The sequence below is a fragment of the Pseudomonas sp. OE 28.3 genome, assembly GCF_014268205.2.
Taxonomy (GTDB): Bacteria; Pseudomonadota; Gammaproteobacteria; order Pseudomonadales; family Pseudomonadaceae; genus Aquipseudomonas; species Aquipseudomonas edaphica.
Map to the genome: position 1 here is coordinate 2,192,043 of NZ_CP077082.1, position 12,435 is coordinate 2,204,477.

Consider the following 12,435-nt stretch of genomic DNA (forward strand, 5'->3'; position numbering starts at 1 on the left):
TGTTCGCTGAATGAAGCTTTCCACGTTTCAACTGCCTGACTTCTGGCAAGCCACCCTGGCGCCCTCGCGGGACGATCTGCTGTTTGCGTTGCGCAACATGATCGCCGGCGGGGTCGCGTTGTATCTGGCCTTTTGCTTGGACTTGCAGCAGCCGCAATGGGCGCTGACCACGGTATTTATCGTCGGCCAGTCCACCAGCGGCATGGTCTTGGCCAAGGGTGCCTATCGGTTACTGGGCACGTTTGTGGGCGCGGCGGCTTCGGTGGTGATGATTGCTGTCTTCGGCCAAGCGCCTTTGTTGTTTCTACTGTGCATGGCGTTGTGGTTGGCGTTTTGCACCACAGGCGCGTCGTTGCTGCGCAATCACGCCTCTTATGGGTTTGTGCTGGCGGGCTACACCACGGCGATTATCGCGCTGCCTGCGACTGCGGCGCCGCTTGGGGTTTTCGATGAGGCGGTAGCCCGTTGCCAGGAAATCAGCCTGGGGATTCTCTGCGCGTCTATCGCCAGCACGATTTTATGGCCGCGCCGGGTTGAGCAGACGCTGGCGGTTCAAGGCCGTGCGGCCTGGCAGGCGGGCCTGCGCGCCGCGGCGTCGGAGCTGCTGGGCACCGATCAGCGCAAGGGGTTGCTCGAAGCACTGGGCCGTTTGGTTGCAGTTGATGCCCAGCGTGACCATGCCTGGTTCGAAGGCCCCAAGGGCCGGCGCAGATCCCAGGCGCTGCGGGTGCTGAGCCGGGACTTGCTGGGACTCTTGCGCGCGGCCCGCGGCGTGGCACGGCAGCGACTGATGCTGGAAGATGCGACCCGCGTGGCGCCTTGGGTGGACGAGGTGGCCGCGACGCTACAGCAAGAGCGGCCCGATGCGCTGCCTGCACTCTCGCAGCGCCTGAGGTTGGCGCTGGGTGATCCAGGTTTGAGCGCGGAGGCGCACTTTTGCCTGGTGCAATTGGCCGAGGTGCTGCGCTTGATCGATGTGGGCGCATTGACCCTGGCGGCCGTCGAAGCTGGCAGGGTGCCGCCCGGTGCGCCAGGCGCCCTGTCCTGGCATCGGGATATCGAGCAAGGCGTGCTCGGTGGGCTGCGCAGTGCCTTGGCGTTTCTGGCCGTTGCGGCATTCTGGATTTTTACCGACTGGCCCTCGGGCCTGGGCGCAGTGTCGATCAGCGGCGTGGTCTTGAGCCTGTTTGCCGCACGGGAAAACCCTTCTGCGTCGGGCCTCAATTTTCTCAAGGGCATTGCGCTGTCGATCCCGATAGCCGGCTTTGTGCGCTTTGCCTTGTTGCCCGGGTTTGATGCTTTCGCGCTGTTATGCGTGGCATTAGGCGTGCCGTTGTTTTTCGCCTCGCTGTGCATGAGCCGGGTAAAGCTGGCCGCCACAGCCTCGGCGTTTTGCATCTTTTTCGTCAACAACGTCGGGCCGAGTAACCTGATGAGCTACGACATTGCCGCCTTCCTCAACAAGGCCATCGCGACCTTGGTGGGCGTCGGGATTGCGGTGCTGGTGTTTCGCCTGATCCAGCTCAACCCTGGCGAGCGACACTACCGGCGTATGTTCAAGGCTTCGTTGTTCGATTTGGCGCAGTTGACTTCGCGCCCTCTGGAGCAAGCCGAGAGCTGGTTTGGCGGGCGCATGGCCGATCGCTTGATTCGCCTGTCACGCTACAGCCAAACCTTGCCCGCCGAGCGTCGTACCCATTGGGATAATGGCCTGCTCGGGTTGGACCTGGGTGATGAGTTGCTGGAGTTGCGTGCAAGCCTTGCGGGCAGCCAGGGCGCCTTGGCTGGCGAGCGTGATAATTATCTGCGGCAGTTGGCGGTGATACTCAGGCACGCGGGGCCAGGCTTGGCAACGGCGGGGATGCTGGATGGGCCAAGTGCTGCACTGCTTCAAGCACTTGAGCAGCCGTCGGGGTTGACGGAGCAGGATCGGGAGATGGCCAGGGCGGCGGTGCTGCAGTTGCGGTTTACCTGGCAGAAATGGTGTCAACGGGGCGTTGAGCAGTAGGAGCTGGCGAACCAGCTCCTGCAGGGAGGTTACTCGGCGATCTGCAACTTGCGCGACTCGGTATAGATGTAGCGCACCTTTTCATACTCAAACGGCGAGTTCATCTGACCGTAGCGGAAGCTGGTCTGGTAGCGCTTGTCGACGGCGCGCAAAGCCCAGATTTCCGGGTGGTTTTCGCTGACCTTGGAGACGTTGAGGAAGTTGATCTCGGTCTCGGCGCCGTAGTCGACGATCAGGCCGGTAGTGTCACGCAGGTTCGAGGGCCCGAAGATCGGCAGCACCAGGTAGGCGCCGCCAGGGACGCCGTAGAAGCCCAGGGTCTGGCCGAAGTCTTCGCTCTGGCGCGGCAGGCCCATGGCGGTGGCCGGGTCCCACAGGCCGGCGATGCCGATGGTGGTGTTGAGCAGCAGGCGCCCGGTGGTTTCCAGGGAGCGGTGGCCCTTGAGTTGCAACAGGCTGTTCACCAGGTTGGGCACATCGCCCAGGTTGTTGAAGAAGTTGCTCACACCGGTACGCAGGAAGCTGGGAGTGACGTAGGTGTAGCCGTTGACCACCGGCAGGAACACCCATTGGTCGAAGCGGTAGTTGAAGTGGTACACGCGGCGGTTCCACGACTCCAGCGGGTCATAGACGTTAAGTGCCGTCAGTGATGAACGCTCGAATTCACGCTGGTCCAGGCCCGGGTTGAACTTGAGTTTGGTCAGCGGTTCCTTGAAGCCGTCGGCGCCGACTTTGACCGGCTCGTGGGCCTTGCTGTTGTCGGCATTGGCCACGCCTGCGCACATCAAGGCGGCAAGCAGCAGAAGATATTTAGCCACGGAAGAACTCCAGCATGGCGTCGGCGTTGACGCGGTAATTGAGGTTGCCGCAGTGGCCGCCCAACGGGTAGACGGTCAAGCGATCGCCGAAGGTTTTACGCAGGAAACCCAGGTCGCCAGGGCCGAGGATCAAGTCGTCGGCGTTGTGCATCACGGCAATTTTCGGGCTGTCGTGCAGGTAGTCCTTGAGGGCATACAGGCTGACCTGATCGATCAGTTGCAGCAGGCTGCCGCCGTCGGAGCGCGCGCGCCACATCGGGATCACTTGTTCGGTGAGGTAGCAGTCGAAATCGCATTGCAGCGCACGCTTGAGGAACGGCGTGAGGCTGGTGCCTTCGGTGATCGGGTATTTCGGCGGGATGATAAGGCCGCGACGGTTGATCAGGTCCGAGGTGAAGGCAATGTCGGCCGCCGAGAAGCGGAACGAGGTGCCGATCAGCATCGCCATCTGTTCGTTGGTCAAGTGCTGCTTGGACTGCTGGAAGTCATAGAGCAGGGCATCGTTGAGGTCGATGTAGCCTTTTTGCTGGAAGTAACGGGTCAGCTTGCTCAGCACCAGCTCATAAAACGTGGTGGTGTTGTTGATGCCCTTGACCTCGGTCTGTACCAGCTTGTCGAGGTTGGTGATCGAGGTGTAGAGGTTGACCGGCGGGTTGAGCAGCAGCACTTTCTTGAAGTTGAAGCTGCGGCGGGTCTCGTCGAGCTTGCTCACAAATGCCGCGTCCAAAGCGCCCAGGCTGTAGCCGGAGAGGTAGTAGTCGGTCACCGGCAGCGTGGAGTTCTGCGCGCGCACCGCCTGCATCACGCGGTACATGTCTTCGGCGTCTTCCTGGGTAATGCCGGGAGTGGCGAAGCGCGAAGCCGCGGCGATGAAGTCGAAGCTGGTGGGCGAGGACAACTGGACCACGTGGTAGCCGGCTTTGTAATAGAGCTTTTTGAGGTATTCGTTGATGCTGCTGTCATACCGCGCACCGGTGCCGGAAATCAGGAAAATCAGCGGTGCGGCGTGGTCTTGCTTGGCGATGCGGTAGGTGAGTTTCTTCACCGCCCAGAAGTTGTCCGGCAGGCTGAACTGGCGCTCAGGGCGCATGGTCAGGCTGTAGTCGGACTGGTTGATCTCGTCGTCGCTCGGCAATTGCGGGCGCAGATTCGGCGGAGTGGTGGCGATAGTCGCTTCGAACGGGTTGGTCAAAGGGTAGCCATAGCTGGCTGGGTCGATATCGACGGCCAGTGCTGACGCACTCAAAAATAGGCTGCCCAGCAAGGCAGCGCAGCGCAAGGAACGGAGCATGACTTAATCCCTAAGAGGAAACGTGCTGAATGAAGTTCGCAGGCTATGACCACCGCGTTGCCACCGAAGTGCCAGCCCTCGGCACTAAAAGTCGGAAAAAACCACGGAATCGGGGTAATAGTAGCCAGAAGATACACGTTGCCATGCATTGATGAACACTAATTGTGTGTATGCGCCTTGCTAACGGCTGCCGGCGCATTAAGCTGAGCGCCGTTTTTGCCTATCGGAGTACCCCATGTCCCGTCGTTTGCCACTGATCCTGCTGCTTATTGCCCTGCCGTTATGGTTGGCCGCCAGTTATGGCGCCCGTTACGGGTTTATGGAAGATGGCCAGTGGGTGGGGGTCTGCGTTGACGAGGCCAGCCGCTGGGAATGCCAGTTGCGCTCGAACCTGGGGCTGATGATTCACTTCAAGGTATTGGGCTGGGCCGCATTGGTTACGTCGGTGCTGGCGTTTTTTGTGCCGGGGCGAGCGGGCTGGGGTTTGGCGGTGTTGGGGATGGTGTTCGGGTTGCCGGCACTGGCGTTGTATAACACCACGTTTGCGGTGTTTGCGGTGGTGATTGCGGGGTTGCGGTTGGTCAGGAAGCCTCGGGGCGTCTGATAGAGCCTCATCGCAGCGGTGCGACGATTCGACAAGCCAGTTCCCACATTAGATTGGGTGCATCCCATGGAATGCGGTCGAATGTGGGAGCTGGCTTGCCTGCGATAGCATTTTTAAGCTTTGCGCACCCGCAAGCAACGCCACAACGCTACAACCATCAACCCGCTGACCACCGCCCAACCCCACGCCTGCTGGTTCAGCAAGCCTTCGCGATACAGCTGCGGCGCAATGCCGGCGCCAATAATGAAGGCCAGCAGCGCAATCTCCCGACGCGGGCCGGTGACCGGGCGAACCAGGTAAACCAGTGCCGGCAATACCAGTGCCGCACTTGGGAAGCTGCGATAGCGCGGGTCAAACACCAGCGCCAGCATCATCACTGCACCGGCGAACCCGGCAATTGCCACCAGCCAACCTGCGCGTTGCTCCAGCCAAGTGAAGGCGCGTTCCCGCCAAGCTTCCCGAGCGCTTAAAGCCAGCGCGGCATGGGCAAGTACCAACAGGTTCAACACCACCAGTAAGCCCGCCCACACCCATTCATCGTTGAAACGTGCTGTGACACGGGTCAGCTCGGCCCAGGTGCCAATGGAGCAGGCGGCCACTACGCCGAGTAATGGCAGCATGAATGCGGCACGCGCGCTGCGCACCCGACCGCCCAGTGCCAGAGTGCCCAGCAGAATCAGGCCGCCGATGCCCAGCCACAGCGGCCAATACGGCACGTTACTCACCGGCCCGGCAAGGATGCCCTTGTCCTGGCGGTCGGCGTCAAACAAGCCCCAGTAACCACCGACTGCACCTTCGCTGGCGCGTTTCCACGGCTGGTCAAACGCTTCGATCAGGTTGTAGCGCCAGCCATTGGCCTCGGCCATGGCCACAAAACCACGCATGAACTTGGCCTCGTTGACCCGGCTCGGCACCGCGGTTTCGCGCTGGCGGCCTTCGCTGGGCCAGCCGGTCTCGCCGATCAGCACATCTTTAGGGGCGAATTTGTTGCCAAAGGTCTGGCGCACATCCCCAACATGCTTGAGGGCCTGGTCGATGCCCGACGGGTCATCTTCCCAGTAGGGCAGCAGGTGAATGGTCAGGAAATCCACCGCCGGGGCGATTTCCGGGTGTTGCAGCCAGAACTCCCACACATCGGCATAAGTGACCGGCTGCTTGATCTGGCTTTTGACCTGATGGATCAGCGTCACCAACTGCTTGGCGGTGACTTCCTTGCGCAGCAGGGCCTCGTTACCGACGATCACCGAAGTGACCACATCGGGGTTGGCATTGGCAGCAGCAATCAGTTCTTTGATTTCTTTTTCGGTGGCCACCGGGTCACTGCTGACCCAAGCGCCGGCCATCACCTTCAAACCATGCTTGCGCGCCATGCCAGGCAGGGCTTCCAGGCCGGTCATGGAATAAGTGCGGATGCATTCAAAACGGGTGGCCAGCAGCGCCAGGTCGGCGTCCATGCGCTCAGGGCGCAGTTTGAACGGCTGGTCGAACGGCGACTGGTCCTTGTCGAACGGCGTGTAGGACGCGCATTGCATCTTGTGGCTGGCACTGGCCACATCCGGCAACACCACCGGTCGGCCAAGGCCGTACCAATAGCCGACGAGGGCAAGCACGCCGAGGATCAAGGCGCAGAAATAGGGCAGGGCAGGAAAGCGGGCAGTCGCGGGCATGGTCAGCTTATCTGGGGGAGCAAAGGCGCGCATCTTACCCGGATTTAGCCCGTCCCAGTGGGGCTGCATAATTTAGACATGCAAAGTTCGGGCGGGAAATTGACGCCAAGTCCTAAGAACTGTCCTGCTGGCGATGTGATGTCGTTTCTTGCTTACCCGAGGTCGCTGACAGAGCAGGTCCAAGGCCCCGGCAGGTTGATGATCGAAGTGTCAGCACTCCACTGGCGGCGCACCACCGTGATCGACGCGCGTGAAGGGGGCGCGATGCACCCTATAACAACAGGTTGACGTCGCTCGGCATCCGCCGAGCGCAGCACTTTCGGGGAAGTATTATGAAGATGCGACGACTCTTGGGCGCAGCTGCCACTCTGGTAGTTGCGATGGGCTCCACACTGGCCAGCGCCGACAGCAAAACCCTGAGCATCGGCTATGTAGATGGTTGGTCCGACAGCGTTGCCACGACCCATGTGGCAGCCGAGGTGATCAGGGAAAAACTCGGTTACGACGTGAAACTGCAAGCGGTCGCCACCGGGATCATGTGGCAGGGCGTAGCTACCGGCAAACTCGACGCCATGCTCTCCGCCTGGCTGCCCGTGACTCACGGTGAATACTGGACCAAGAACAAGGACAAGGTGGTCGACTACGGCCCCAACTTCAAGGATGCCAAAATTGGCCTGATCGTGCCGGAGTACGTTAAAGCCAAGTCCATCGAAGACCTCAAGACCGACACCACCTTCAAGAACAAGATCGTCGGCATCGACGCCGGTTCAGGCGTGATGCTCAAGACCGACGAAGCCATCAAGGCCTATGGCCTGGACTACAAACTGCAAGCCAGTTCGGGCGCTGCGATGATCGCCGAGCTGACCCGTGCCGAAGACAAGCAGGAATCCATTGCGGTGACCGGCTGGGTGCCACACTGGATGTTCGCCAAGTGGAAACTGCGCTTTCTGGACGACCCAAAAGGGATTTATGGTGCTGCTGAGACCGTCAACAGCATCGGCAGCAAGGGCCTGGAGAAGAAAGCGCCGGAAGTCGCCGCTTTCCTGAAGAAATTCCAGTGGGCCTCCAAGGACGAAATCGGCGAAGTGATGCTGGCAATTCAAGAGGGCGCCAAGCCTGATGCCGCGGCCAAGGATTGGGTCGCCAAGCACCCTGAACGTGTCGCCGAGTGGACCGCAAAATAAAGCACTAACCCTTGTGGGAGCGGGCTTGCCCGCGATGGCAGCGTATAAGTCACAGATGTTTTGACTGATACACCGCCATCGCGGGCAAGCCCGCTCCCACATTAGCCTCGCACGCCCGTAAACCCTCGCTACACTCCCTCTACTACTAAGGTCGTCTGGAACCTGTTCCGCAGCCGCATACAGTGGATATGTTCCAAAATAATAAAAAGCTGTGCTGCGAGGATAAAAACAATGAACGACAGCATTTACCTCTCGATTCAAAACAGCCCGCGTTTCAAGGAGCTGGTCAGAAAAAGGGAAAGGTTCGCCTGGATTCTCTCGGCGATCATGCTAGGGCTTTACTCCGCTTTCATCCTGTTGATTGCCTACGGGCCACAAATACTGGGGGCCAAACTCAGCCCCGGCTCATCCATCACCTGGGGCATCCCCATCGGGGTCGGCCTGATTGTCTCGGCCTTTGTCCTCACCGGCATCTATGTACGACGCGCCAACGGCGAATTCGACGACCTGAACAATGCGATTCTCAAGGAGGCTGCGCAATGATCCGTCGTCTATTGGCTGTACTTGGCGCTTCGGTCTTTGCGCCCGCCGTTTGGGCGGCGGATGCATTGACCGGTGAAGTGCACAAACAACCGCTGAACGTTGCAGCGATCCTGATGTTCGTGGTCTTCGTCGGCGCGACGTTGTGCATCACCTACTGGGCGTCCAAACGCAACAAGTCGGCGGCCGACTACTATGCGGCCGGCGGCAAGATCACCGGTTTCCAGAACGGCCTGGCGATTGCCGGCGACTACATGTCGGCGGCGTCCTTCCTGGGGATTTCCGCACTGGTGTTCACCTCCGGCTACGATGGCCTGATCTACTCGATCGGCTTCCTGGTGGGCTGGCCGATTATTCTGTTCCTGATCGCCGAGCGCCTGCGTAACCTGGGCAAGTACACCTTTGCCGACGTGGCGTCCTATCGCCTGGGGCAAACCCAGATCCGCAGTCTGTCGGCCTGTGGCTCGCTGGTGGTGGTGGCGTTCTACCTGATCGCGCAAATGGTAGGGGCGGGCAAGCTGATTCAGCTGCTGTTCGGTCTGGACTACCACGTAGCGGTGATCCTGGTGGGTATCCTGATGTGCATGTATGTGCTGTTTGGCGGCATGCTGGCAACCACTTGGGTGCAAATCATCAAGGCGGTGCTGTTGCTGTCCGGTGCTTCGTTCATGGCGTTGATGGTGATGAAGCACGTCAACTTCGACTTCAACATGCTGTTTTCCGAGGCGATCAAGGTTCACCCTAAAGGTGAGGCGATCATGAGTCCCGGCGGCTTGGTAAAAGATCCGATTTCGGCATTCTCGCTGGGCCTGGCGCTGATGTTCGGTACGGCCGGCCTGCCGCACATCCTGATGCGCTTCTTCACCGTCAGTGACGCCAAGGAAGCGCGTAAGAGCGTGCTGTATGCCACCGGTTTCATCGGCTACTTCTATATCCTGACGTTTATCATCGGCTTTGGCGCGATCCTGCTGGTGAGCACCAACCCGGCGTTCAAGGATGCTGCAGGTGCCTTGCTCGGCGGTAACAACATGGCGGCGGTGCACCTGGCCAACGCGGTGGGTGGCAGCATTTTCCTCGGCTTCATCTCGGCCGTGGCGTTTGCCACCATCCTGGCAGTGGTTGCCGGTTTGACCCTGGCCGGTGCTTCGGCGGTGTCCCATGACCTGTACGCCAGTGTGATCAAGAAGGGCAAGGCCAACGAGAAAGATGAGATTCGCGTGTCGAAGATCACCACCGTGGCGTTGGGCGTGTTGGCGATCGGCCTGGGTATCCTGTTCGAAAGCCAGAACATCGCGTTCATGGTCGGCTTGGCGTTCTCGATTGCTGCCAGCTGTAACTTCCCGGTGCTGCTGCTTTCCATGTACTGGAAAAACCTCACCACCCGTGGCGCCATGATTGGCGGCTGGCTGGGCTTGATCAGTGCCGTCGGCCTGATGATCCTTGGCCCGACCATCTGGGTGTCGATCCTGCACCATGAAAAAGCGATCTTCCCTTACGAATACCCAGCGCTGTTCTCGATGATCATTGCGTTCGTCGGCATCTGGTTCTTCTCCATCACCGACAAGTCGGCGGCGGCAGAGAAAGAGCGTGCGCTGTACTTCCCGCAGTTTGTGCGTTCGCAGACTGGCCTGGGGGCGAGTGGGGCGGTAAACCACTAAGATTTGTAACGGCTACAAAAAAAATGCCCCGGTCGTGAGATCGGGGCATTTTTTTGCTTTTATTGGTAACGGATTTCACAAAACAGTTTCTCAACGCTTGCATCAATAAAGTGCCTCTACGCCGATCGTTCCCATGCTCTGCGTGGGAATACAGCCATGGACGCTCTGCGTCCCGGTTGGCGCTGGCCTCCGGTCTTGCGCTCAATTCCTGCACAAATAAAAACGGCCTCCTTGTGAAAGGAGGCCGTTTTTAAGACCAAATAGTTAGATGCTTACTTGCGATCTTCCAGTTTGGTGATATCACGCGACTCGTAGCCGGTGTACAGCTGGCGCGGACGGCCAATCTTGTACGGGCTGGAGAGCATTTCTTTCCAGTGCGAGATCCAGCCGACAGTGCGTGCCAAGGCGAAGATCACGGTGAACATGCTGGTTGGAATGCCGATCGCCTTGAGGATGATCCCCGAGTAGAAGTCGACGTTCGGGTACAGCGAGCGTTCGATGAAGTAAGGGTCGGTCAGGGCGATCTCTTCCAGGCGCATGGCCAGTTCGAGTTGCGGATCGTTCTTGATGCCCAGCTCCTTCAACACTTCGTCGCAGGTCTGTTTCATCACGGTGGCACGCGGGTCACGGTTCTTGTAGACGCGGTGACCGAAGCCCATCAGTTTGAACGGATCTTCCTTGTCCTTGGCCTTGGCGATGAACTTGTCGATGTTGGACACATCGCCGATTTCATCGAGCATGGTCAGCACGGCTTCGTTCGCACCGCCGTGGGCAGGGCCCCACAATGCGGCAATGCCGGCGGCGATACAGGCGAACGGGTTGGCACCCGAAGAACCCGCCAGACGTACGGTGGAGGTGGAGGCGTTTTGCTCGTGGTCGGCGTGGAGGATGAAAATCTTGTCCATCGCCTTGGCCAGCACCGGGCTGATCGGTTTGATCTCGCACGGGGTGTTGAACATCATGTGCAGGAAGTTTTCCGCGTACGTCAGGTCGTTGCGCGGGTACATCATGGGTTGACCCATGGAGTACTTGTAAACCATTGCGGCCAGGGTTGGCATCTTGGCAACCAGGCGGATCGCGGAAATTTCGCGATGCTGCGGGTTATTGATGTCCAGGGAGTCGTGATAGAAGGCCGACAGGGCGCCGACTACACCGCACATGACGGCCATCGGGTGGGCGTCGCGACGGAAGCCGTTGAAGAAGGTCTTCAACTGCTCGTGAACCATGGTGTGGTTCTTCACGGTGCTGACGAACTGGGCTTTCTGCTCAGCTGTTGGCAATTCTTCATGCAGCAGCAGGTAGCAGGTTTCCAGGTAGTCCGATTTCTCGGCCAACTGTTCAATCGGGTAGCCGCGGTGCAGCAAAATACCATTGTCACCATCGATGTAGGTGATCTTCGACTCGCAAGAGGCGGTCGACATGAAGCCTGGGTCGAATGTGAAACGGCCCGTGGCCGTCAGGCCCCGTACGTCGATAACATCGGGACCAACGGTGCCGGTTAAAATGGGCAGCTCGACGGGGGCTGCGCCCTCGATGATCAACTGCGCTTTTTTGTCAGCCATGTGGCCTCCTATTTATGCTTCAAATCATCAGACAGACCCCCCACGCAGGGCCCGCACCACTATATTGATATAAATCCAGATGTCAATTTGCCTAAAGTCTTGCTCCAGAAGGCTTTAACCATACTTTTTCGTCGAAATTGACTGCCATTTACGCCTTTTATACCGCCAGCGCAATCCGCTATTAGGGTGAGGAGTGCGCGTTGTCATTAGTAACCTAACTGTCTATACTCGGCCACCGACCGCCAAGGGCTTTTGGGCTTGCTTTCATTGGGGGTCGCACTCCCTGGGTGGTGCTTACCTGACCAGTGCACTCCCCAACAACTTTGCCCTGATTGTTAGGGGCTCTTCAGTGTGAAAAAAAGCCGTGAATAGCCAACGACCTGTAAACCTAGACCTAAGGACCATCAAACTCCCCATCACCGGCGTTACGTCGTTCCTGCACCGTGTTTCCGGCATCATCCTGTTCCTGGGCTTGGGCATCATGCTTTATGCATTGAGCAAATCCCTGGGTTCCGAGGAAGGATACGCCGAGGTGAAGGCATGCTTGACCAGCCCGCTGGCCAAGTTCGTAGCATGGGGCCTCCTGTCCGCTCTGCTGTATCACCTGGTAGCCGGTGTGCGCCACTTGATCATGGATGCGGGTATCGGTGAGACGCTGGAAGGCGGCCGCCTGGGCTCGAAAATCATCATCGCCATTTCCGTGGTGCTGATCGTTCTGGCAGGAGTTTGGATATGGTAACCAGCGTTACGAACCTTTCGCGTTCGGGCCTCTATGACTGGATGGCACAGCGTGTGTCTGCGGTCGTTCTCGCGGCTTATTTCATTTTCCTGATCGGATACCTCGTCGCAAACCCGGGCATCGGCTATGAGCAATGGCATGGCCTGTTTTCCCACAATGCGATGCGAATCTTCAGTCTGCTGGCCCTTGTAGCCCTGGGCGCTCACGCCTGGGTCGGCATGTGGACCATCGCGACCGACTACCTGACGCCGATGGCGCTGGGCAAGTCCGCGACTGCAGTACGTTTTCTCTTCCAGGCAGTCTGCGGCGTTGCGATGTTCGCGTACTTCGTCTGGGGTGTGCAGATTCTTTGGGGTATCTGATT

General features: G+C 59.1%; 11 protein-coding genes. 7 read left to right on the plus strand and 4 right to left on the minus strand.

The features are described from left to right. Positions 1 to 10: 10 nt before the first annotated feature. Positions 11 to 2,008, plus strand: coding sequence for an FUSC family protein (locus HU759_RS10010; protein WP_186617341.1), 1,998 nt, complete (start codon positions 11 to 13; stop codon positions 2,006 to 2,008). 29 nt (positions 2,009 to 2,037) lie between these two features. Here HU759_RS10010 and HU759_RS10015 read toward each other — a convergent pair whose 3' ends face one another. Both HU759_RS10015 and HU759_RS10020 read right to left on the minus strand, forming a co-directional pair. Then, positions 2,038 to 2,826: a VacJ family lipoprotein gene (locus HU759_RS10015; protein ID WP_017136246.1), complete on the minus strand. Its 789-nt coding sequence runs from the start codon at positions 2,824 to 2,826 to the stop codon at positions 2,038 to 2,040. Next, positions 2,819 to 4,117: a serine protein kinase PrkA gene (locus tag HU759_RS10020; RefSeq protein ID WP_017136247.1), complete on the minus strand. Its 1,299-nt coding sequence runs from the start codon at positions 4,115 to 4,117 to the stop codon at positions 2,819 to 2,821. The genes HU759_RS10015 and HU759_RS10020 overlap by 8 nt, the downstream gene beginning before the upstream one ends. Positions 4,118 to 4,352: 235 nt before the next feature. Here HU759_RS10020 and HU759_RS10025 point away from each other — a divergent pair, with 235 nt between their 5' ends. After that, complete coding sequence (locus tag HU759_RS10025) at positions 4,353 to 4,721, plus strand: hypothetical protein (protein ID WP_099549028.1); 369 nt, start codon at positions 4,353 to 4,355, stop codon at positions 4,719 to 4,721. Between the two features lie 113 nt (positions 4,722 to 4,834). Here the strand turns inward: HU759_RS10025 and HU759_RS10030 are convergent, their stop codons facing one another. Continuing rightward, a complete protein-coding gene (locus HU759_RS10030) occupies positions 4,835 to 6,388 on the minus strand; it encodes a glycosyl hydrolase family 17 protein (RefSeq protein WP_186617343.1) in 1,554 nt (517 codons plus the stop codon). 332 nt (positions 6,389 to 6,720) lie between these two features. Between HU759_RS10030 and HU759_RS10035 the strand changes: the two genes are divergently transcribed. The 3 genes from HU759_RS10035 to HU759_RS10045 all read left to right on the plus strand — a co-directional run bounded on the left by HU759_RS10035 (position 6,721) and on the right by HU759_RS10045 (position 9,770). Next, positions 6,721 to 7,572 (plus strand): glycine betaine ABC transporter substrate-binding protein, encoded by an 852-nt coding sequence (locus tag HU759_RS10035; protein WP_017136250.1) that lies wholly within the window; start codon positions 6,721 to 6,723, stop codon positions 7,570 to 7,572. A 231-nt stretch (positions 7,573 to 7,803) separates the two neighbouring features. Continuing rightward, positions 7,804 to 8,115 carry a DUF485 domain-containing protein gene (locus HU759_RS10040; protein ID WP_017134441.1) on the plus strand — a complete coding sequence of 104 codons (312 nt, stop codon included), beginning with the start codon at positions 7,804 to 7,806 and terminating at the stop codon, positions 8,113 to 8,115. After that, positions 8,112 to 9,770, plus strand: a complete 1,659-nt coding sequence (locus HU759_RS10045; protein WP_017134442.1) for a cation acetate symporter — start codon at positions 8,112 to 8,114, stop codon at positions 9,768 to 9,770. The genes HU759_RS10040 and HU759_RS10045 overlap by 4 nt, the downstream gene beginning before the upstream one ends. Positions 9,771 to 10,042: 272 nt before the next feature. On the opposite strand, the gene gltA is transcribed toward HU759_RS10045, so the two are convergent. Then, the gene (gene gltA, locus HU759_RS10050) at positions 10,043 to 11,332 is read right to left on the minus strand and encodes a citrate synthase (protein WP_170039970.1); all 1,290 of its coding nucleotides are present in this window, start codon (positions 11,330 to 11,332) and stop codon (positions 10,043 to 10,045) included. A 364-nt stretch (positions 11,333 to 11,696) separates the two neighbouring features. Between gltA and sdhC the strand changes: the two genes are divergently transcribed. Then, positions 11,697 to 12,071 carry a succinate dehydrogenase, cytochrome b556 subunit gene (sdhC, locus tag HU759_RS10055; RefSeq protein WP_016979564.1) on the plus strand — a complete coding sequence of 125 codons (375 nt, stop codon included), beginning with the start codon at positions 11,697 to 11,699 and terminating at the stop codon, positions 12,069 to 12,071. After that, on the plus strand, positions 12,065 to 12,433 hold the full coding sequence (gene sdhD, locus HU759_RS10060; RefSeq protein ID WP_003172805.1) for a succinate dehydrogenase, hydrophobic membrane anchor protein: 369 nt from the start codon (positions 12,065 to 12,067) through the stop codon (positions 12,431 to 12,433). Before sdhC ends, sdhD begins: the two co-directional genes overlap by 7 nt. Positions 12,434 to 12,435 lie beyond the last annotated feature (2 nt).